Consider the following 21776-nt stretch of genomic DNA (forward strand, 5'->3'; position numbering starts at 1 on the left):
CGGCAAGAAGAGTCGCACGTACACCAAGCTGTCGAAGCAGCTCAGGTAAGTGCGCGTCAAGAGAGCGTAATGCAAGGGCTCATGGGCGCTGGAGTAACGAAAGTCTGGATTGAATCGAGACCCCAGCGTTACCTCGAAGGTTTCCGGGACTTTCGCCCTGTCCGTTTCGGGACCTTGGTCCCCTATGGTCAATGTAAAGGGAAGCTAATGTTCCCGGGTTACTTCATCGATCATGGAGGGCAGTGTGCTGCGTTCCTTCAACTGTGGTTCAGCCACAGGAAAACCACGTCTGACGAGACTGAGACCCCAGTCGTGGCGGGGGGTGATAGCGAGCACAATCACCCTGGCACTGGCCTCGGGAATGCTGTCGACGGCACCGGCAACTGCCGTTTCGGCAAGCCAATCGCGCATACCGGTCCCCGGGCAGACCAAGCCTGTGCCGGTTTCGGAGGTGAGGCTCCGTCAGGCGGCAGGAGGAGACCACGCCGCAGCCAATGCCTGGAAGCAAGTGCCGTCAGTGACCTGGCCCAAACCCGGCAAGGTAACAGCGGACCTGGTCAAGAACGAAGCAATTTCCGGGCGCCGCCCCGTAAGGCAACTGAGAGCTGGCACGCTTCCTCTGACGCTGGCAAGCGCACAAGGCGCGTCAGAGAAGAAGGAACCGACGCCTGACAAGGTAGTCGTTGAAACCCTGGATCGCTCGGCGGCAGACAAGGCGAACGTCGAGGGCGTCCTCCTCAAGATCAGCCCCCAAGGGCGAGCGACCTCCGGAGGTGACATCGAAGTCGAACTCGACTACTCCGGCTTCCGGTACGCCTACGGCGGTGATTGGGCCTCCAGGCTCACCTTGGTCCGGCTACCCGAATGTGCGCTGACCGATCCAGGCAAGGATGGATGCAGGACCAGCACCCCGCTCAGGGGTGTTCGCAACGACCTGAAAACAGGAAAGCTCAAAGCAAAGGTCTCGCTCCCGACGACCGATGACGGGGAGGTGCTCGCCAAGCAGGGGGGGTTCCGGCAGCAATCCATGGCCGCAGCTCCCCTCCTCCTTGCTGCGACTGCTGAGGTGTCGGGTGCCTCGGGTGACTACAAAGCGACATCGCTATCGCCATCCAGCTCTTGGCAAGCCGGCGGGTCTTCGGGAGGATTCACTTGGGCCTACCCCATGACACCACCCAAAGCGCCTGGGGGGCTTGAGCCCAAGCTGAACCTCGCATACTCCTCGCAATCCGTCGACGGCCGCACCGCGGCCACCAACAACCAGGCAAACTGGGTAGGTGACGGCTGGTCACTGTCGGAGAACTTCATCGAGCGTCGATACAAGCCGTGTATCGACGACATGAAGGATGGAAACAACAAAGCCAAGAACGGCGACCAGTGCTGGGGCACCGACAACGCCACCATCTCGCTGAACGGCAAGAGCAACGAACTGGTCAAGGATGACAAGACCGGAACGTGGAAGCTGAAGCACGACGACGGCACCAGAGTCGAAAGACTGGCGGACACCAACCGGGGCAACGGCGACAACGATGGTGAGTACTGGCGGGTGACCACGCCCGATGGGACCCAGTATCACTTCGGCTACAACCGGCTCCCAGGTTGGTCCAAAGGAAAGCCCGAGACCAACTCCACCTGGAACGCCCCGGTCTACGGCAACCACAAGGGCGAGCCCTGCTACAAGGATAAGTTCGCCGACTCCTGGTGCAATCAGGCGTGGCGTTGGAATCTCGACTACGTGGTGGACTCCAACAACAATGCCATGGCGTACTACTACGCCACCGAAACCAACCGTTACGCGCGCAACGTCAGCCTGACCACGGGCAAGGGCACCCCCACCGAGTACACGCGTGGCGGCTACCTGGCCCGCATCGAATATGGCCTGCGTGCCGACAATGTCTACGGTGCCAACGCCGCAGCAGCGAAGGTGAAGTTCACCACGGCCGAACGCTGCCTACCCGGCAAGGACTTCGACTGTGCCGAGGACAAGTTCACCAAGGCCAACGCCAAGCACTGGCCGGACGTCCCCTTCGACCAGTACTGCAAGGCCGGCGAGGACTGCAAGGAGAAGTACTCGCCCACCTTCTGGACCCGCAAGCGCCTGCAGAAGGTCAACACCGAAGTCCTGGTAGACGGCAAGTACCAGCCGGTGGACTCCTGGGAACTCAAGCACAGCTTCCCCAGCACCGGCGATGGTTCCGCCCCCGCACTGTGGCTGTCCTCCCTCACGCGCACCGGCCATACTGCCGGCACGGCGGAGTCTCTCCCACCCGTGGAGTTCTACGGGACGCAGATGGCCAACCGCGTGGAGAAGGCGGTCGACGCCGTTCCCCCACTGGTTCGCTATCGCGTCTACAAGATCAATACTGAGACCGGTGGCACCATCGGCGTCACCTACTCGGAGCCCGACTGCACCGCCGACAAGCTACCTGCTGATTCGTCGAATTCCACGCGCTGCTTCCCGGTGTATTGGTCCTCGGAAGACGCACCCGCCGCCGAGGGGAAGCTGATCAAGGACTGGTTCCACAAATACGTCGTCACCCAAGTCGACGAGATAGACAACACGGGTGGATCCCCGATCAAGCGAACCAACTACTCTTACCTCGGAGGTGCAGCCTGGGCCAAGAGTCAGGACGAGTTGGTCAAGCCCGAGCACCGCACCTACAGTGACTTTCGAGGCTACGCACGGGTGCAGACCCGCATCGGAGCCGACGACGACAAGCGGCTCCTCACCGAACAGCGCTTCTTCCGCGGCATCTCCGGGGACCAGGTCGCTGATGCCGAAGGCAACAAGGTTGCCGATCACGAGTCGTTCTCCGGCATGCTGCGCGAGCAGGACACGTATGACGGCGACGGCGGCAAACTGTTGTCCGCCACCACGTACGAGCCGTGGCAGAAGGGTGCCACCGCTTCACACGCCCGCCCCGGCCTCGTCGCTCTCGAAGCGCACGTCGTCGGAGTCAAGGCCGAGAACTCCCGTACCGCCGTCGGCAACGGCTGGCGCCGCACGAAGACCGAGCGCAGCTTCGACGAGTACGGCATGGTCACCGAGGAATCCGACCTCGGTGACACGGCCAAGTCCGGCGACGAGGTCTGTACGCGGACGATCTACGCCCGGAATCCGAACAACCGGATCCTGGATGCCGTCGCGTCCCAGATGAAGCTGGCCACAGCCTGCAGCGACAAGCCCGACCTCCCCGCCGACCTGATCTCTGAGCGGCGCTCCTACTACGACGGGTCCACCAAACTCGGCGAACTGCCCGACAAGGGGCGGGGACTGGTCACCCGCACCGACGAGAACGACGGCAAGGGCACCGGTTTCCTCACCACGGAAACGAGCACCTACGACCCGTACGGTCGTAAACTGTCGTCCACCGACGTACTGAAGAACAAGACCACCACCATCTACACACCGGCCACTGGTGCGAATCCGACGAAGTCCGTCATCACCAACCCCCTCGGCCACACGACCACCTCGGAACTTGACGCTCGCCGTGGCGAGACAACGGCCGTCATCGATCCCAACGGCAAGCGCACCGATACCGAGCGGGATGCGTTCGGACGTTTGGCCAAGATCTGGAAGCAGGGCCGGGCCAAGAGCAACTACCCGGACTCACCCAGCATCGCCCACACGTACACCGTCTCGAAGACTGAACCGGTCTCGGTGAAAACCACGACGCTGCACGGCGACGCAACGTTTTCGACCGACTACACCCTCTACGACGGACTGCTGCGCGAACGCCAGACACAGTCGACGTCTGCAAACGGCGAGGGTCGAGTTATCACGGAGAAGCGCTACGACACCCGTGGCCTGGTCTGGAAGTCCTACGGCGGCTACTACACCAACGGCGACCCGTCCAGCACCTTGGTGAAAGCGGACGACACCAAGATCCCCAACATCACCGAAACCATCTTTGACGGTGCCGGCCGCCCCACGGTGGCAATCGCGCGCAAATACGGAGACGAAACCTTCCGGAGCAGCACCGCCTACGACGGTGATCGCACCACTGTCACTCCGCCCCAAGGCGGCACCGCCACCACTCGTATCATCGATGCCCTGGGGCGGACCACGGAACTGATTCAGTACACCAACAACGACCGCACCCAGTCGCAGTCGACCCACTACTCGTACGACAAGCACGGCGCTCTCGCCGAGGTCACCGATCCTGTCGGCGCAAAGTGGAAGTACACCTACGACTCCCGCGGCCGCAAGATCGCGGTCGACGATCCGGACAAGGGCAAGTCGTCCTTCAGTTACGACAACGCTGATCATATGGTCGCTTCGACCGATGCCAACAAGCAGAGACTGACGATCAGTTACGACGCCATTGGCCGCAAGACCGAACTCAAGCAAGGCGACACCGTACTTTCGGAGTGGACGTACGATACCCTCGCTAAGGGGCAACTGACCTCCGCCAAGCGCTACATCGACGGCAAGGCATTCGTTTCCGAAGTCACCGCCTTCGATGAGTTCTATAACCCCAAGGCGTCACAGATCGCTGTGCCGGACTCGGCGGGAGCATTGGCAGGCACCTACAAATGGTCGTTCGCCTACAACGACAAGACGGGCTTGGTGGAATCCATCACCCAGCCCGGCCTTGGCGGTCTGCCCGCTGAGCGGGTCACTACCCGCTACAACAGTCTCGACCTACCGCAGGCCACCTTCACCGGCGGCCGGGAACTGGTCTCGGGCACCACATACGACCCCTTCGGCCGCTCCATCCGCGACCAGTACGGCCCTCTCGGTAAACGCCTGTACACCTCTTCCACCTACGACGAACAGACCGGCCGCGTCACCCGGGTGACCAATGACCGGGAAACCGCACCTCAACGTATCGACGACACCAGCTATGACTACGATCCCGCCGGCAACCTCACGCGCCTGACCACGGTTTCGGGCCAGGACGCGACCAAGTCCACGGATACTCAGTGCTTCACCACTGATGCTCTGCGCCGTATCACTCAGGCATGGACCGCGACCGACGGCTGTGCGGCCAAACCTGAGGGCGATACCAAACCCAAGGTCGGCGGCCCGGACTCCTACTGGCACTCCTACACGTACGACGCCGCAGGAAGCCGCGCCACCGAGGTCCAGCACGACATCAGCGGCGACGCGACCAAGGACATCCAGCGCACATACTCCTACCCGGCCCAGAACAACCCCCAGCCCCACGCGATCCAATCCGTCGCCACCAAAATCGGCGGCAAGGCCACACCCGGTGGTCCGGATACATATCGCTACGACGCAGCCGGGAACGTTTCCCAGCGTCAGGTCGCCGGAAAGGGACAGCAGCTGACCTGGGACGCCGAGGGACACCTGAGCAAGGTGGTCGAAGATGGCAAGACCACCAGCTACGTCTACGACACCGACGGCAACCGGATCATCCGCCGCGACACCACAGGCACCACCCTCTACCTGCCGGGCGGAAACGAACTGCTGATCAAACCGGACGGTAAGAGCAAGGTCGGTACGCGCTACTACAGCCACGCGGGAAAGAACGTTGCCGTCCAGGCCGGAGGCAAGATCTCCTACCTGCTGTCCGACCACCACGGCACAGCTACCACCAGCGTCGATGCCGCCACTCTGATGGTCACCAGTCGCAGAACCGGCATCTTCGGCACACCCCGTGGCAGCCAGCCCGCCAACTGGCCTGGCGACCGGGGTTTCGTCGGCGGCAGCAACGAGAAAACCACCGGCCTGATCCACCTCGGCGCCCGTGAATACGATCCGACGCTGGGACAGTTCATCAGCGTCGATCCGGTCATGGACCTCACGGACTCACAGCAACTCCAGGGCTATGCCTACGGCAACAACAACCCGCTCACCTACAGCGACCCCACCGGGATGTTGTACAGCAGCAGCGACTTGTTCGAGATCGGCCTGGGCGCGCTGCTCGGCGGACTCTGGGCCAGCGGAAGCCCGCTTCTTGAGGTAGTCGCGGTGGAGACTTCAGTTCGCCGGCACAGCAGCTCCTCGTATAGTGCCCGGAAACGCTATGTCGGAACACGGGCCAGCGCGGCGTACAAGTCACAATTGCCGGTTCAGGGACTCAACCCGTTGAACCCCAACCCTGTGCAGATCGTTGCCCTGTGGTTCATGGGGGCAGCGCCGTCACAGTGGGGGTTCACCGAAGGTGACCAGTTCACCGAAGACATTCGCAACATGCCTTGGATAGCGAAGATCAAGAAACTCCTGGGGATGTGCAAGGAATGCTCGGTCGGGCAGACGATTAAGGGTCTTGACTACAAGACGAAATATGGAGAGAGAGAATTCGGTATCCCCATTGAAGAGATGCCCATCGCTGACGGGTCCGCGGCCTTGATGAGAGCTCTAGGTGACAGGGAGGCGGGACCCGGCGCCGCACAGGCGGTTCTGGGTTCCTTCTCTCTGGAAGCCAAGATCGAATCCCATGACAAGCGTAGCGGTGAAGCCAGAGTGAACTTCACCTTGAAAAACCGAATGGGAGTTGAATCTCTGACCAGAGAGATATCCGAAAAAGGCTACTCCACCGGGGCGAAGGATTCAAAAATGTCTTCCGCTTCGGAGATGATCAAGCAGTACTTCCCGAACGGTCAACGCGACGCGAATATGACCGTTCATTGGTCCGAGACCATCAAGATGCCCTGGCTCTCCGGCGCCGGTGGCTGATAGCGGATCGCTTTGGTGGCTGGCTGGGCGCGACGGTGCTCAGCCGGCCACTGCGTTCTACACTGAGCGAGTCCGTCCCGTAGAAGAAGTTCGAGGTAAGCGTGGAGAGTACGGTGTATCGGATGCCAGCGAGAAGACGTAGCGGCTTCACTCGGCGTGGGGCGGCTTTCGCCCTGTTGGTGCTTGTCGGGTCCTCGCTGGCCTCCTGCGCTCAGGATAAGAGGCACGAGCCGCTGCCAGAAGCGTCGCGATCGAAAATCAGTGACATCCAGGGGGTCTGGCAGGGGCCTCGCGGAGGGAAGGTCGTACTGAAAGGAGACGGCAGTGCCTCGGTAGATCGGCTTGGCGGTCAAGAGTTCTCTTTTGATGATAAATGGAAGATGTCCGGGGAAGGGAAATGGGAGCTCCTTGATGCGCGCGATTATAAAGGAGGAATGACTGTCGGAAGTCCTCAATTGTTGCGGGTGTCCATCAATAGGAACGTGAAGCTCGACTTTTCCACGGGAAGTAAAAGTGCAGAAAGTGGCGAACCGGAGTCCTTCGGGGGAGGTGCTTCTGAAGCGGAACGAGATTCGGGTCCAAAGCATTCGACTTGGATACTCGGGCTTAACGGAGGCGCCGGCCAATTGCGTCTCTATTATCTCGTCAGCGACCCCGACCTGCACGTGCGTTACGAACTCAAGAAAGTGCAGTGATTTCGATTGCACTTCCTCGCCCGGACCGGTCACATGCAACGTTGGTAAACATTACGATGCAACGGTCAACACAATGAGCTGGTCAGAGGAAGCTGCTGTTTCCTGGTGAGGAGTCGGGCGCTAGGGACGGCGCCCTCGCCGGTGGACGATATAGGTAAAGGAAAGAAGGAGGTCAAGCATTCCCGGCCACGGTGATCGAGTGCTGTGGGACCTGGGCACCCAGAGCATCAATGCGCCGTTCGGTGCGGCACGCGACACCAACCCGGGTGACGAACGGCCCGTCCCGGTGGACACTGTCTGGGTCTGCGTCGGCGACCACCGTTGCTGGCGACAAAACCGGCCCTGAACCCGTGGCAGGAAGTGCGGGACCGCGGCGTCGTCCAGAGTGGCGCGTTGGATCCTGCCGGACGGAAGCTCCACTCCTGGATGGTCCACGCGCAGGGGCGAGGCGTCCGTGAGGACGTCCAGGCCCTGAGGGAAGGGGGCGTGACCTGCTCCCGCCATCCGTCGTTCGCCACCGTGACAAGGCTCGAAACGCAGGTCAGGAGGCTCCGAGCCAGTGACCGCCCAGGGATTTTTCAGGGACTTTCAGCTCTGTCGCAGGGACTTTCCAGGGACTTTCCGCCGAGTAAGCGAGAAAGGCCCCGACAGCCCCAGTAAGACGTAAAGCCCCACGTCAGGGCCGGTTTCCTGCCGGCTGATGACGCTCGCAAGGCTGTAACCCCCGCGCCGGCTGCGCTGGCCTCGGGCCGGCTGCGTAGTTGGGGGCCAGCGGGCTCCATGAGCCGCCCGGCGCGGCATCGCAGTTGGCGCTGCTCCAGTGTGAACTCCCCCTGAAGCAGCGCCACTTGGCGGCGTCGTTGCACTCCCTAGTACGAGTAGAACCCGGATCCGCTCTTGCGCCCCAGCCGCCCCGCGTCCACCATGCGCTGGAGCAGCGGGGGAGCGGCGTACAGGGGCTCCTTGTACTCCTCGTACATGGAGGCGGCGACCGAGGCGACGGTGTCCAGGCCGATGAGGTCGGAGAGCTTGAGCGGGCCCATCGGGTGGGCGCAGCCCATCTCCATGCCGTTGTCGATGTCCTCGCGGCTGGCCATGCCCGACTCGAACATCCGGATCGCGGAGAGCAGGTACGGGATGAGCAGGGCGTTCACCACGAAGCCGGAGCGGTCCTGGGCGCGGATGGCGTGCTTGCCGAGCACGTCCTGGACCAGCGACTCGGCGCGCTTGAGGGTCTCCTCGCCGGTGGTGAGGGCCGGGATCAGCTCGACCAGCTTCTGCACCGGCGCCGGGTTGAAGAAGTGGATGCCGATGACCTGGTCGGGCCGGGAGGTGGCGACCGCCAGCTTCACCAGGGGGATGGACGAGGTGTTGGACGCCAGGATCGCGTCCGGGCGGACCACCACCTGGTCGAGCACCTGGAAGATCTCGGTCTTGACCTGCTCGTTCTCCACCACGGCCTCGATGACGAGGTCACGGTCGGCGAACTCGCCCAGGTCGGTGGTGAAGCTGAGCCGGCCGAGTGTCGCGTCGCGCTCGGCCACGGTGATCTTGCCGCGTTCGGCGGCCTTGCCGAGGGAGTTGGTCAGGCGGGTGCGCCCCAGCTCCAGTGCCTCGCCGGTGGTCTCCGCGACCTTGACGTCCAGCCCGGCCCGGGCGCACACCTCGGCGATGCCCGCGCCCATCTGGCCGCAGCCGACCACTCCGACGCGTGCAATGTCGGCGAATGAGTCCGTCACCTCGTGCCTTTCGCTGATCTTCAGGACCGGCGGTACGCCGTAAGGGTCCGACGCCCGCCTCGACCCCGACGTTACTCCGCGAGGTGCTGGGACGAGGGCGCCGGGGCGGGCATTCTGAGCCTGCCACTCGGGACGAAACGGACAAGATGGGGGCTTTTCATGCACGGGATCACACGCCGCACGTTCGGTGCGGCGACGCTGGGCGCGGCCGCCTGCCTGCTGGGCGCCGGCGGTCCGGCCGCGGCCGGCGCTCCCTCCGGGCGGGAGCTGCGCGGGATGTGGCTGGGGACGGTGGCCAACCTCGACTGGCCGTCCAAACCCGGCCTGAGCCGCGGCACCCAACAGCGGGAACTGGCCAGGCTCCTGGACACCGCCGTCGACAGACGGCTGAACGCGGTGTTCTTCCAGGTGCGTCCGACGGCGGACGCGCTCTGGCCGTCGCCGTACGAACCCTGGGCCCAGTGCCTGACCGGCGTCCAGGGCCGCGACCCGGGCTGGGACCCGCTGGACTTCGCGGTCCACGAGGCGCACCGGCGCGGTCTGGCGCTGCACGCGTGGTTCAACCCGTACCGGGTGGCCAACCACACCGACCCCCGCCGGCTGGCGCCCGGCCACCCCGCCCGCCGGCACCCGGACTGGGTGCTGCCCTACGGCGGCAAGCTCTACTACAACCCCGGGCTGCCGGTGGTCCGGCGCTTCGTGCAGGACGCGATGCTGGACGCGGTGCGCCGCTACCCCGTCGACGGGGTGCACTTCGACGACTACTTCTACCCGTACCCGGTCGCCGGCCAGGCGTTCCACGACGACGCCGCCTACGAGGCGTACGGCGCGGACTTCGCGTCCCGCGCCGACTGGCGGCGGGACAACGTGGACCTGCTGATCCGGGAGATGGGGCGGCGGCTGGCGGCGGTGGACCGGCGGGTGCGCTTCGGCGTCAGCCCGTTCGCGGTCTGGCGCAACGCCGCGACCGACCCGCGCGGCTCGCGGACCCAGGCGGGGGTGCAGACGTACGACGACCTCTACGCCGACACCCGGCGCTGGGTGCGGGAGGGCTGGATCGACTACATCGTGCCGCAGGTCTACTGGCCGCTGGGCTTCGCCGCCGCCGACTACGCGGAGCTGGTGCCCTGGTGGGCGCACACCGTGGCGGGCACCGGTGTGGACCTCTACATCGGCGAGGCGCTCTACAAGGTGGGCCGGACCGCGCGGCCCACCGCCTGGCGGGACCCGGCCGAACTCTCCCGCCATGTCGCCTTCGCCCGCCGCTACCGGCAGGTCGGCGGACACGTCTACTTCTCGGCCAAGGACGTGGTACGGGACCCGCTGGGCGCGCTGACCCGGGTCGCCGCGGACCACTACGGCGGCGCGCGGCGCTGACCGCGGCCGGGTCCGGGCCGGGGCGCGGCGGTGGCGGGCGGCCCGCCACCGCCGCGAGGTACGTCAGCGGATGGTGTGGGGTTCGGTGGACTTGGGGTGCTGGACGACGCAGTCCGGGCCGGGCCACATGATCGTTTCGTGACCGTCCTCGGCGCGGACGCGGAAGGGCGGTTCGCCGTTGGTCCCCAGCACTTCCACGATCTCGACCATGTGATCGCCGTGGCCGACGGTCCTGCCGTGCACCAGCAGCCGGTCGCCCTTGCTCGCGTGCATCTGGGCTCCTCCCGCCTCGGGCGGCCGCCGACCGGGGCGGCCGACGCGCACGGCGGCCGGGCGGTGGAGCGGCCAACGGATTGCGGGCCCGGGAACGGCCCGGACGGCTCTCCTGCCGTCGCCGCCAGTGTATGTCCGCACGCCCGGGGCGCACCCGGTGAACGGGGAGCGGGCGCCCCGGGGTCCGCTCCCCGGGGCGTCAGGTCCGGGCCCGCTGGGTGACCACGATGCACCCCAGGACCGCCACCGCGGTCAGGGGCGCGGCCGGCGGCAGCCGCTCGCCGAGCAGCACCACCGACCAGACCAGGGTCAGCAGCGGCTGGGCGAGCTGCAGCTGGCTGGCCCGGGAGACGCCGATGGCGGCCATCCCGCGGTACCAGACCACCATGCCCAGGAACGTCGAGCCGGCCGCCAGCCACAGCAGCCCGGCCACCGCGTGCCCGGTCAGGTGCGGCGGCTCGGCCGACAGCGCCCACACCGCGCCCGGCAGCGTCACCGGCAGCGCCAGCAGCAGCGCCCAGCCGATCACCTGCCAGCCCGGCATATGGCGGGCCAGCCGGCCGCCCTCCGCGTAGCCCGCCGCGCACACCAGCAGCGCCGCGAAGAGGTACAGGTCGCCGGTGCCCGGCGCGCCACCGCTCTGCTGCACCGCGAAGGCGAGCACCGCCGCGGCGCCGACCAGCGCGGCGATCCAGAACGTCCGGGACGGCCGGCTCCCGGTGCGGAGCACCGAGCAGGCGGCGGTGGCCAGCGGCAGCAGGCCGATCACCACCGCGGCGTGCGAGGTGGTGGAGGTCTTCAGCGCGAGGGTGGTCAGCAGCGGGAAGCCCAGCACCACGCCGCCCGCGACCACCGCGAGGCCCGCCCAGTGGCGGCGCTCGGGCACCCGGACCCGGCAGGCCGCCAGGCAGCCGCCGGCCAGCGCCGCGGCCAGCACGCCGCGCAGCGTCACCACTGTCCAGGCGCCCATGCCCTCAAGCGCCCAGGCGGTCGCCGGGAAGGTCAGCGAGAAGGCGGCGACGCCGAGGGCGGCGAGGAGGGAGCCGGAGGCGCGGGCCGGGCGCGGTGCGGCGGGGCCGGCGGCCGGGGTGGGCTCGGGGGCGGTGACCGCTATCGGTGGGGTGGCGATAGCGCTATCGTTGCTTCTCATGCAAGAGCGTAGCAGTGGGGCCGGGTTGGCCGCGATCCTGCGAGAAGAGCTGAAGCGCTACTCTCCCGGAGAGAAGCTGCCGTCGAGTCGCGCCCTGATCGAGCGGCACCGGGTCAGTCCGGTGACGGTCTCCAGGGCGCTGGCCGAGCTGGCCGCCGAGGGCCTGGTCGTCACCCGCCCCGGCGCCGGCGCCTTCCGCGCCGCGCCGCGCCGCACGGCGCCCCGCCCGACCGACACCTCCTGGCAGGAGATCGCCCTCAGCGCCGAACCGGCCGGCGACCAGGTGCCGCGCAGCGTCGACGCCTCCGGCGTCCTGGCCACCCTCGCCGCCCCCGGACCCGGCGTCATCGAACTCCACGGCGGCTATCTCCCGCCCGCCCTCCAGCCCGAACGCGCCCTGGCCGCCGCGCTCGCCCGAGCCGGCCGGCGGCCCGGCGTCTGGAGCCGCCCGCCGGTCGACGGGGTGCCGGAGCTGCGCGCCTGGTTCGCCCGGGAGATCGGCGGCCCCGGCGGACCGCTCTCCGCCAGCGACGTGCTGATCACCGCGGGCGGCCAGAGCGCCCTGACCGCCGCGCTGCGCGCCCTCGCCGCGCCCGGCGCCCCGATCCTCGTCGAGTCGCCGACCTACCCCGGCATGCTGGCCGTCGCCCGGGCCGCGGGGCTCCGCCCGGTGCCGGTCCCGATGGACGCCGACGGGGTGCGCACCGATCTGCTCGCCGACGCCTTCCGGGCCAGCGGCGCCCGGCTGTTCGTCTGCCAGCCGCTGTTCCAGAACCCCTCCGGCGCGGTGCTGGCCGCCGAGCGCCGCCGGGAGGTGCTGCGGGTGGCCCGCGCGGCCGGCGCCTTCGTCGTCGAGGACGACTTCGCCCGGCTGCTGGGCCACGCCGACGCGCCGCCGCTGCCGCCGACCCTGCTCGCCGACGACCCGGACGGCACCGTGGTGCACGTCCGCTCGCTGACCAAGGCGACCTCGCCGAGCCTGCGGGTGGGCGCCCTGGCCGCCCGCGGCCCGGTGCTGGACCGGCTGCGCGCCATCCAGGTCGTCGACAGCTTCTTCGTCCCCGCCCCGCTCCAGGAGGCGGCGCTGGAACTCGTCGGCTCGCCCGCCTGGAAGAGCCATCTCCGGGCGATGGCGGGGGAGTTGACGTCCCGTCGGCAGACGATGCGGGCCGCGCTGCACCGCGAGCTGCCGGCGCTCGACCCGGCGGGGCCCGGGCAGCCCGCGGCGCTCGGCGGCTTCCACCTCTGGCTGCGGCTGCCGGACGGCACCGACGAGGCGGCGCTGACCGGCGCCGCCCTGCGCGCGGGCGTCGCGGTGGCCGCCGGCCGCCCCTACTTCGCCGCCGAGCCGCCGGCCGCCCACCTCCGGCTGAGCTTCGCCTCGGCCGCCGGCGCCGCCGAACTGGCCGAGGGCGTCCGCCGACTGCGGACCGCCTGCGACGAACTGGGCGTACCGGTGGCGTGACCCGGACGGAAAGGCGGCGTGACACGGGACGGAAAACGGCCGGGCCCGGCAACGCGTTCGACGCGGGCCCGCCCCTTCTGCCAGTCTCCCCGCATGACCGCCCGCGCCCTCGACGGCTACGAGATCTCCACCGACCCCGCCCGCCTGGACTCCGACCTGGTCCACGACTGGCTCGCCCGCGACTCCTACTGGGCGCTGGGCCGCACCCGCGCACACCACGACCGCGCCGTCGCCGGCTCGCTCAACTTCGGCCTGTACGAGGCCGGTTCGGGCCGCCAGGCCGGCTATGCCCGGGTCGTCACCGACCACGTCACCTTCGCCTGGCTCTGCGACGTCTACATCGCCCGCGACGACCGCGGCAAGGGCCTGGGGACCGCCCTCGTCGAGGCCGTCGCCGAGCACCTCGCGCCGCACGGCCTGGCCCGGATCACCCTCGCGACCAAGGACGCGCACGGCGTCTACGAGAAGATCGGCTTCCGGCCGCTGACGGCGCCCGAGCAGTGGATGACGCTGGGGCTGCTCGACCCCGGCCCGGTCGGCCCCTGACCGGCAGGGCCCGGCCTACGGAGGGCTGCCGCCCGGCGGCCCGGCCTCCCGCGTCAGCCAGGCGTTGGCCGCCGCGACCCGGCCGCCCACCCCCAGCTTGGCGTAGGCGTGCTCCAGGTGCTTGTCGACCGTCCGGGGGCTGATCGCCAGCCGGTGCGCGATCTGCTGGTTCGTCAGGCCGTCGGCGAGCAGGCCCAGCACCGCCGACTCGCGGCGGGTGACCAGCTCGCCGGCCGGGGCGGGGGCCGGCGGGGCGAGGCGGCCCAGGACCCGGCTGAGGCGGGAGCGCAGCAGCCCGGCGGCGGCCACGTCGGCGTCGCTGAAGTCGCTCGCCCGGCGGTCGCGGCTGACCACCACGGTGACCCGCCGCGGCCCGCCGGCGGCATAGCCCGCCGGAAAGGACATCGCCAACTGCCGTTCGGCACCGAACGGCCGGTAGACGTCGGCGTAGACGGGCAGCGCGTGGAACTCGCCGGCGGTCTGGAGGGACGAGCGGCGCAGCGGGGTGCCGCTGCCGATCCGGGTGTGCCGGACGAACGAGTCGCAGCTCCACCCGCGGTCGAACGCGTCCAGCACGTCCTGGCTCAGCAGGTCGTCCGGGAGGGTGCGCAGCGGATGGGCCGGGTCCGGGCGGGGCGACCAGATGACGCTGTCGCCGGGCAGCGCGCCGAGCAGCAGCGGCAGCAGCGCCGGAACCAGGGAGTCCTCGTCCACGGCGTCGATCAGGAGGTCCACGACGGAGAGGATGCGCCGCAGTCCCGCCTCCGCGGCCGCGCTCATGCCTCCAGCGTGCCCAGCGCCCCGGCGCGGGTCAAGGCGGCTGTCGGGGCGGCTCCCCGGGCTTGCGGGAGCCGCCCCGGAGCGGGGCCGCCCGGCCGGCCGGGGGAAGACCGGCCGGGGGCGTCGGGCGGGTCAGCGCCCGACGGCATAGACGCGGTTGACCGGGCTCTCGGCCGCCAGCCGCCAGCGGTGCAGCCCGGCCGCGTCCGCGATGTCCCGCAGCACCTGCTCGCCCGCGTGGTTCCCCAGCGCCCGCGGGCCGTGCTGGGCCAGCGCGGAGGGCAGGCAGACGGCCACCGAGGCGGCGGTCAGCGCCCGGCCGACCGGGTTGATGTTCTCCTCGTCCACCGCGGAGACGTTCGGCTCCACGACCATGCAGGTGCCGCCGTCGGCCAGGGCCTGCTCGGCGTGCCGGAGCGCGGCGCCCGGATCGCCGATGTCGTGCAGGCAGTCGAAGAAGGTGATCAGGTCGAAGTCCTCGCCGGGGAAGTCGTCGGCGCCCGCCACCTCGAACGACACCCGGTCGGCCACGCCCTGCTCCGCCGCGATCCGGCGAGCCGCCGCCACGGACGGCCGGTGGAAGTCGAAGCCGGTGAAGCGGGAGTGGGGGAAGGCCCGCGCCATCAGCGCCGTGGAGTAGCCGAAGCCGCACCCGACGTCCGCCACCGTGCCGCCGCGCTCCAGCTTCTCCACCACGCCGTCCAGCGCGGCCAGCCACTCCGGCACCAGCGCCGCCGTGTAGCCGGGGCGGAAGAACTTGGCGGTGCCCTCGAACAGCGCCGGCCCGTGTTCCTCCCAGCCGATGCCCGCACCCGTGCGGAATGCCTCCAGGAGGCTGTCCTCGGTGGCGTACAGCGCCTGGAGCACGGTGAAGAAGCCGGCCGCGTAGCTGGGGAGCCCGGGGTCGGCGAGGACCGCGGCGTGCTCGTCCGGCAGCAGGTAGGTGTCGCCGTCCACCGCGTGGACGACGTACGCGCCGGCCACCTGGGCCGCCAGCCACTCCCGGACGTACCGCTCGGCCAGCCCGGTGCGGGCGGCGAGTTCCGCGGAGGTCAGCGGGCCGGCGCCGGCCATCGCCCGGTACAGCCCGAGCCGGTCGCCGAGGGAGGTGCACAGGCCCGCGACCGCGGCACCGGCGTCGGTGATCACGCGCTCCATGAACGCGTCCACCCGGTCCTGCCGGAGGGTCCCGCCGTCGCCCGCGGCGCCCGGCGCGGCCGGTGCGGCGACCGCCATGGCCGTCACCTCCTCGCCTCACTGACTCCACTGCACCAGCTCCGGCCGCCGCCGCGCCATACGCGGTTCCCCGTATACGTGCGGCGGGCCGGGCACCGGCGGCCGACACTGGGAACGAGGAGGTGTTGGGTGATGCGCAAGATGATCGACTGCCGGGAACACCCCAGTGAGACGCACTGCAGCCTCGTCCTGATCGGCGAGGAGGAGGAAGTGCTCCGTGCCGCCACCGAGCACGCGATCTCCGTGCACGGCCACACGGACAGCCCCGAACTGCGCGAACAGCTCCGGAAGGCCCTCAAGAACGAGGTGCCGCAGCCGGCCTGAGCCACCGGGGGAGCGGTGGGCGGTGCCCGGCCGTCCCATGGGCGGCCGGGCACCGCTGTGCCCGCCGGTACCCGCGTTCGGGCCCGCTGCGGTCGTCCGCCCGCGCCGCCCGGCGCAGGATCGTCCTGGGACGGACACCAAAGGACACCAAGGGCCACCAAGGGACACCAACTGGGAACGCACGGACGGGAGCGGACCGATGGCGGACGGCGCGGCGCACGGCGGTCCGGGCCGGGGCGCGGCCGACGACGACCGGCCGCGGCCGCGCCCCGGCCCGGACCGCCGGCACTTCCTCGGCGCCGCCACCGGGATCGCAGCCCTCGCCACCGGCCTGACCGGCTGCGACTTCCCGGCCGGCACCCCGCGCGGCCACCGCCCCGCGGACCCGCTCACCGCCGAGCGCACCCGCCCCGGCAGCCCCGGCTGGCGGCTGCGCGCCACCGGCCCGCCGGACGCCGTCGAGGGCTACCCGGACCGGGTGAGCGTGCTGCCCGGCGAGGAGTTCGGCCTGCACGTCTCCACCACCGCCCCCGGCTTCCGGATCTCCGCCTACCGGGTCGGCTGGTACGGCGGCGCCCAGGCCCGCCTGGTGTGGCGCTCGGACCGGCTCGCCGGGCGGCCCGGCCCGCCCCCGCGGCTGCGCGCGGACACCCGCACCGTGGAAGCCGGCTGGCCGCGCACCACCACCGTCCGCACCGACGGCTGGCCGCCCGGCGCCTATCTGCTCCGCCTCGACACCGACCACGGACACCAGCGGTACGTCCCGCTGACCGTCCGCTCGGCCGGCGCCGCGGGCCGCACCGTCCTGATGCACGCGGTGACGACCTGGCAGGCGTACAACGCCTGGGGTGGCCGCAGCCTCTACCACGGCCCGGACGGCTCCTACGCCACCCGCTCCCTGGCGGTCGGCTTCGACCGCCCCTACGACGCCACCGGCGCCGAGAAGTTCCTGGTGTACGAGCGCGCCCTGGTGGTCCTCGCCGAACGCCTGGGTCTGCCGCTCGCCTACACCACCTCCGTCGACGTCCACCGCGACCCGTCCGCGCTGCACGGCGCCACCGCCGTACTCTCCCTCGGCCACGACGAATACTGGACGCCGGAGCAGCGCGCCCACGTCACCCGCGCCCGCGACACCGGCACCAACGTCGCCTTCCTCGGCGCCAACGCCTGCTTCCGCCGGGTCCGCCTGGACGCCGGCCCGGGCGGCCCGCTGCGCACCGTGACCTGCTACAAGACCGACTACCGCGACGACCCCCGGTTCGCCGACCACCAGGACCCGCCCACCCACGACTTCCGCGCCCCGCCCGCCGCCGACCCGGAGTCCGCCCTGACCGGCGTCTTCTACGAGGGCTACCCCACAGACGCGCCCTACGTCGTGCACAACGCCGGCCACTGGCTCTTCGAGGGCACCGGCGTCCGCACCGGCGACGCCTTCCCGCACCTGGTCGGCGTGGAGTACGACCGGGTCACACCGGAGGCCCCGACCCCCGCCGCCCTGGAGATCGTCGCGCACTCGCCGCTGGTCTGCCAGGGCCGCGCCGGCCACGCCGACTCCGCCTACTACACCGTCCCCGGCGGCGCCGGCGTCTTCGCCACCGGCACCATGCGCTGGGTCGAGGCCCTCATGGCGGGCACCTCGGACCACGGCCGCGACCACGGCATGGACCGCCGTACCGGCGCGTTCGTCACCCGCACCACCGAGAACCTGCTGCACGCCTTCGCCGCGGGCCCGGCGGCCCGCCACCGCCCGGCACCACGGCCGAACGCCGCCCGGGTCTACGGGAGTTGAGCCGGGCGCGAGACCGGCACCGTACCGCTGGGCGCCCGCCACCCCTTGCTCGGCCGAGCAAACCCCGCTACCGTCTTGCTCATGCAAGCAAAAAACAGCACGGACAAGCAAAAGGCGGCACGCAAGGCCAAGCCCTCCTTCACGGAGACCGGGCGTCGCGCGCAGATCGTCGCCGCGGCGATCGACGTCGTCGCCGAGGTCGGGTATCACCGGGCCTCGTTCGCGAAGATCGCCGAGCGCGCCGGGCTGAGCAGCACCGGGATGATCTCGTACCACTTCGACGGGCGGGACGACCTGATGCGCGAGCTCGTCGCCGAGGTCCTGCGGCTCGCGGAGGGGTACCTCCGCCCCCGCATCGAGGCCCACGAGAGCTACGCGGCCCGGCTGCGCGCCTCCATCGAGGGCAACCTCGACCTGTTCGCCGAGTACCCGCGCCACCTCTCGGCGATCACCGAGGTCCTCTCCAACCTCCGCGGCGGCGACCCCGGCATGGTCGCCTTCCTGGAGACCACGGAGGCGAACCTCGCCGTCCAGGTGGAGCAGCTCCGCAAGGCACAACGCACCGGCGAGTTCCGCGACTTCGACCCGTGGGTGATGGTGCGGGCGATCCGTGCCGCCATCGACGACGTGGTGCGCCGGGCCGGCCACGATCCCGAGCTCGACGTACGGGCCGCCGGCCGGGAGCTGGCGGACCTCTTCGACCACGCCACCAGGAGAACGCCATGACCACAGCCGACACGGGGGAGCACACCATGGCCACGCGCCCGGTACCACGGACCGCCCCGGACGAGCCCGCCGCGGCGGCCGCCCGGGCCCGCACGGCACGGTTGCGCCGGCGGCTCGCCGCACAGCTGCTCTTCGAGCTCGTCCTGCCGCTCGGCTCCTACTACGGGCTGCGCGCGGCCGGCCTGGGCCAGTGGCTCGCGATGGCCGTCGGCGGCGTGCTGCTGCTGCCGTGGATCGTCCACGGCATGGTGCGGCGGCGCCGGGTGGAGGCGATGGCGGTGTTCACGCTGAGCCTGGTGGTGGTCGGCACGCTGCTGACGCTGGTCACCGGCAGCCCGCGGGTGATCATGATCCGGGACAGCTGGGTGACCGCCGCGATCGGGCTGTGGGTGCTCGGCACGCTGCTCACCCGGCGGCCGTTCATCATGACCGCCTCGCGCGGCATCGTCATCGCCAAGGTCGGCGAGGCCGGACTGGTCGAGTGGGAGGCGCGGTGGGACGCGGAGCCGGTGTTCCGTCACCACCTGCGGCTGGTCACCGCGGTGTGGGGCGCGGTCTTCCTGCTCGACGCGGTGCTGCGGGTGGTGCTGGCCTACACGATCCCGGTGGACGCCTTCCCGCTCGCCGGCACCGTGCTCTGGCTGGCGCTCCTCGGCACCCTGCTGACCTGGCACAACTGGTACATAACTCGCCACGGCATGAAGCTCTAGCCGAGCCGCGGTCGCCCGAAGCTGATCTCATCCATCCCAGTCATTGCATAAAACTGCCGCTATCCGTATAGTCATGCCATCGAGAAGGAGGGTCCAGCGGCCATGACGGTACGAGCAGCAGTCGCGGGTGCGAGCGGGTACGCGGGGGGCGAGCTCCTGCGCCTGCTCCTGGGGCACCCGGAGGTCGAGATCGGCGCGGTGACCGGGCACTCCAACGCGGGGCAGCGTCTGGGTACGCTCCAGCCGCACCTGGCCCCGCTCGCCGACCGCGAGCTGGCGGCCACCACGCCCGAGGCGCTGGCCGGCCACGACGTGGTCTTCCTGGCGCTGCCGCACGGCCGGTCCGCGGCGGTCGCCGAACAGCTCGGCCCCGAGGTGCTGGTGGTGGACTGCGGCGCGGACTTCCGGCTGAAGGACGCCGCCGACTGGGAGGCGTTCTACGGCTCACCGCACGCCGGCACCTGGCCGTACGGCCTCCCGGAGCTGCCCGGCGGCCGCGCGGCGCTGGCGGGGGCCAAGCGCATCGCGGTCCCGGGCTGCTATCCCACCGCCGTCTCGCTCGCGCTCTTCCCGGCCTACGCCGCCGGCCTCGCCGAACCGGAGGCCGTGATCGTCGCGGCGTCCGGCACCTCCGGCGCGGGCAAGGCCCTCAAACCGCACCTGCTCGGCTCCGAGGTCATGGGCTCGATGAGCCCGTACGGCGTCGGCGGCGGGCACCGGCACACCCCGGAGATGATCCAGAACCTCAGCGCCGCGGCCGGCGAGCGGGTCACGGTGTCCTTCACCCCGACGCTGGCGCCGATGCCCCGCGGCATCCTCGCCACCTGCTCGGCCCGGGTCCGGCCCGGCGCGGACGCCGAGGCGGTCCGCGCCGCGTACGAGAAGGCGCTGGCCGGCGAGCCGTTCGTCCGGCTGCTGCCCGAGGGGCAGTGGCCTGCCACCGCCGCCGTGTACGGCTCCAACGCCGTGCAGATCCAGGTGGCCCTCGACCCGGCGGCCGGCCGGATCATCGCGATCAGCGCCCTCGACAACCTGACCAAGGGAACCGCGGGCGGCGCGGTCCAGAGCATGAACATCGCCCTCGGCCTCCCCGAGGACATGGGACTTTCCACGATGGGAGTGGCGCCGTGAGTGTGACGGCAGCGAAGGGATTCCTCGCGGCGGGCGTCGCCGCCGGGATCAAGGAGAACGGCAGCGCCGATCTCGCCCTGGTGGTCAACAGCGGGCCGCGCCTGGCCGCCGCCGGCGTGTTCACCTCGAACCGCGTCAAGGCCGCGCCGGTCCTGTGGTCCGAGCAGGTCCTCAAGGGCGGCCGGGTCTCCGCGGTGATCCTCAACTCCGGTGGCGCCAACGCCTGTACGGGCCCGCTCGGCTTCCAGGACACCCACGCGACCGCCGAGAAGGTCGCCGAGGTGCTCGACGGCCACAGCGCCGCCGAGGTCGCGGTGGCCTCCACCGGCCTGATCGGCGTGCGGCTCCCGATGGACAAGCTGCTGACCGGGGTTGAGAAGGCCGCCGCCGAACTCACCGGCCACGGCGGCGAGAAGGCCGCGATCGCCATCAAGACCACCGACAGCGTCCACAAGACCGCGCAGGTCACCAAGGACGGCTGGACGGTCGGCGGGATGGCCAAGGGCGCCGGCATGCTCGCCCCGGGCCTGGCCACCATGCTCGCGGTGCTGACCACCGACGCCGACGTGCCGGCCGGGCAGCTGGACGCCGCGCTGCGCGCCGCCACCCGCACCACCTTCGACCGGGTCGACTCCGACGGCTGCATGTCCACCAACGACACCGTGCTGCTGCTCGCCTCCGGCGCCTCCGGCGTCGTCCCGGACGGGGACGCGTTCGCCGAGGCGGTGCGCGAGGTCTGCGACGACCTGGCTCGGCAGCTGATCGGCGACGCCGAGGGCGCCAGCAAGGACATCCGCATCGAGGTGATCAACGCCGCGAGCGAGGACGACGCGGTCGAGGTGGGCCGCTCCATCGCCCGCAACAACCTGCTCAAGTGCGCCCTCCACGGCGAGGACCCCAACTGGGGCCGGGTGCTCTCCGCCATCGGCACCACCTCCGCCGCCTTCGACCCGGACCGGCTCAACGTCGCGATCAACGACGTCTGGGTCTGCCGGAACGGCTCGGTCGGCGAGGACCGGGAGCTGGTGGACATGCGCTACCGCGAGGTGCGGATCACCGCCGACCTCGCCGCCGGCACCGAGTCCGCGGTGATCTGGTCCAACGACCTGACCGCCGACTACGTCCACGAGAACAGCGCGTACTCGTCATGAAGCGCGTACTTCTCATGACCGGAACCGCCGCGCACCCG

At 69.9% G+C, this 21776-nt stretch carries 16 protein-coding genes; 11 read left to right on the forward strand and 5 right to left on the reverse strand.

What is annotated here, in order from left to right; all coding sequences use genetic code 11:
• Positions 1-517: 517 nt before the first annotated feature.
• Both ACRAS8_RS28700 and ACRAS8_RS28705 read left to right on the forward strand, forming a co-directional pair.
• Positions 518-6646 (forward strand): RHS repeat domain-containing protein, encoded by a 6129-nt coding sequence (locus ACRAS8_RS28700; RefSeq protein WP_438488888.1) that lies wholly within the window; start codon positions 518-520, stop codon positions 6644-6646.
• A 122-nt stretch (positions 6647-6768) separates the two neighbouring features.
• On the forward strand, positions 6769-7341 hold the full coding sequence (locus tag ACRAS8_RS28705; RefSeq protein WP_438488889.1) for a hypothetical protein: 573 nt from the start codon (positions 6769-6771) through the stop codon (positions 7339-7341).
• Between the two features lie 869 nt (positions 7342-8210).
• On the opposite strand, the gene ACRAS8_RS28710 is transcribed toward ACRAS8_RS28705, so the two are convergent.
• Positions 8211-9080, reverse strand: a complete 870-nt coding sequence (locus ACRAS8_RS28710; protein WP_438488890.1) for a 3-hydroxybutyryl-CoA dehydrogenase — start codon at positions 9078-9080, stop codon at positions 8211-8213.
• Positions 9081-9239: 159 nt separating this feature from the next.
• Between ACRAS8_RS28710 and ACRAS8_RS28715 the strand changes: the two genes are divergently transcribed.
• A complete protein-coding gene (locus ACRAS8_RS28715) occupies positions 9240-10457 on the forward strand; it encodes a glycoside hydrolase family 10 protein (RefSeq protein WP_438488891.1) in 1218 nt (405 codons plus the stop codon).
• Between the two features lie 63 nt (positions 10458-10520).
• Here the strand turns inward: ACRAS8_RS28715 and ACRAS8_RS28720 are convergent, their stop codons facing one another.
• Positions 10521-10730, reverse strand: coding sequence for a DUF1918 domain-containing protein (locus ACRAS8_RS28720; protein WP_438488892.1), 210 nt, complete (start codon positions 10728-10730; stop codon positions 10521-10523).
• A gap of 199 nt (positions 10731-10929) precedes the next feature.
• Positions 10930-11880 carry a DMT family transporter gene (locus ACRAS8_RS28725; RefSeq protein ID WP_438488893.1) on the reverse strand — a complete coding sequence of 317 codons (951 nt, stop codon included), beginning with the start codon at positions 11878-11880 and terminating at the stop codon, positions 10930-10932.
• Between ACRAS8_RS28725 and ACRAS8_RS28730 the strand changes: the two genes are divergently transcribed.
• A complete protein-coding gene (locus ACRAS8_RS28730) occupies positions 11879-13345 on the forward strand; it encodes a PLP-dependent aminotransferase family protein (RefSeq protein WP_438488894.1) in 1467 nt (488 codons plus the stop codon). The genes ACRAS8_RS28725 and ACRAS8_RS28730 overlap by 2 nt on opposite strands.
• 93 nt (positions 13346-13438) lie before the next feature.
• Positions 13439-13891, forward strand: a complete 453-nt coding sequence (locus ACRAS8_RS28735) for a GNAT family N-acetyltransferase (RefSeq protein WP_438488895.1) — start codon at positions 13439-13441, stop codon at positions 13889-13891.
• A 15-nt stretch (positions 13892-13906) separates the two neighbouring features.
• Here ACRAS8_RS28735 and ACRAS8_RS28740 read toward each other — a convergent pair whose 3' ends face one another.
• Together ACRAS8_RS28740 and ACRAS8_RS28745 are read right to left on the reverse strand one after the other, a co-directional pair.
• Positions 13907-14671: a helix-turn-helix domain-containing protein gene (locus tag ACRAS8_RS28740; RefSeq protein ID WP_438488896.1), complete on the reverse strand. Its 765-nt coding sequence runs from the start codon at positions 14669-14671 to the stop codon at positions 13907-13909.
• A gap of 132 nt (positions 14672-14803) precedes the next feature.
• A complete protein-coding gene (locus tag ACRAS8_RS28745; RefSeq protein ID WP_438488897.1) occupies positions 14804-15907 on the reverse strand; it encodes a class I SAM-dependent methyltransferase in 1104 nt (367 codons plus the stop codon).
• A gap of 132 nt (positions 15908-16039) precedes the next feature.
• Between ACRAS8_RS28745 and ACRAS8_RS28750 the strand changes: the two genes are divergently transcribed.
• From ACRAS8_RS28750 to argJ, 6 genes are all read left to right on the forward strand, one after another.
• On the forward strand, positions 16040-16231 hold the full coding sequence (locus ACRAS8_RS28750; RefSeq protein ID WP_438488898.1) for a DUF1059 domain-containing protein: 192 nt from the start codon (positions 16040-16042) through the stop codon (positions 16229-16231).
• 199 nt (positions 16232-16430) lie between these two features.
• Positions 16431-18020: a N,N-dimethylformamidase beta subunit family domain-containing protein gene (locus ACRAS8_RS28755; RefSeq protein WP_438488899.1), complete on the forward strand. Its 1590-nt coding sequence runs from the start codon at positions 16431-16433 to the stop codon at positions 18018-18020.
• 81 nt (positions 18021-18101) lie between these two features.
• Complete coding sequence (locus ACRAS8_RS28760; protein WP_438488900.1) at positions 18102-18746, forward strand: TetR/AcrR family transcriptional regulator; 645 nt, start codon at positions 18102-18104, stop codon at positions 18744-18746.
• Entirely contained in the window at positions 18743-19456 is a 714-nt protein-coding gene (locus ACRAS8_RS28765) for a VC0807 family protein (RefSeq protein WP_438488901.1), read from the forward strand. Before ACRAS8_RS28760 ends, ACRAS8_RS28765 begins: the two co-directional genes overlap by 4 nt.
• Before the next feature lie 102 nt (positions 19457-19558).
• Positions 19559-20587: an N-acetyl-gamma-glutamyl-phosphate reductase gene (argC, locus tag ACRAS8_RS28770; protein ID WP_438488902.1), complete on the forward strand. Its 1029-nt coding sequence runs from the start codon at positions 19559-19561 to the stop codon at positions 20585-20587.
• Positions 20584-21738: a bifunctional glutamate N-acetyltransferase/amino-acid acetyltransferase ArgJ gene (gene argJ / locus ACRAS8_RS28775; protein WP_438488903.1), complete on the forward strand. Its 1155-nt coding sequence runs from the start codon at positions 20584-20586 to the stop codon at positions 21736-21738. Before argC ends, argJ begins: the two co-directional genes overlap by 4 nt.
• The last annotated feature ends 38 nt before the right edge of the window (positions 21739-21776 follow it).

This window comes from Streptomyces sp. S186 (assembly GCF_051603415.1).
GTDB lineage: Bacteria > Actinomycetota > Actinomycetes > Streptomycetales > Streptomycetaceae > Streptomyces.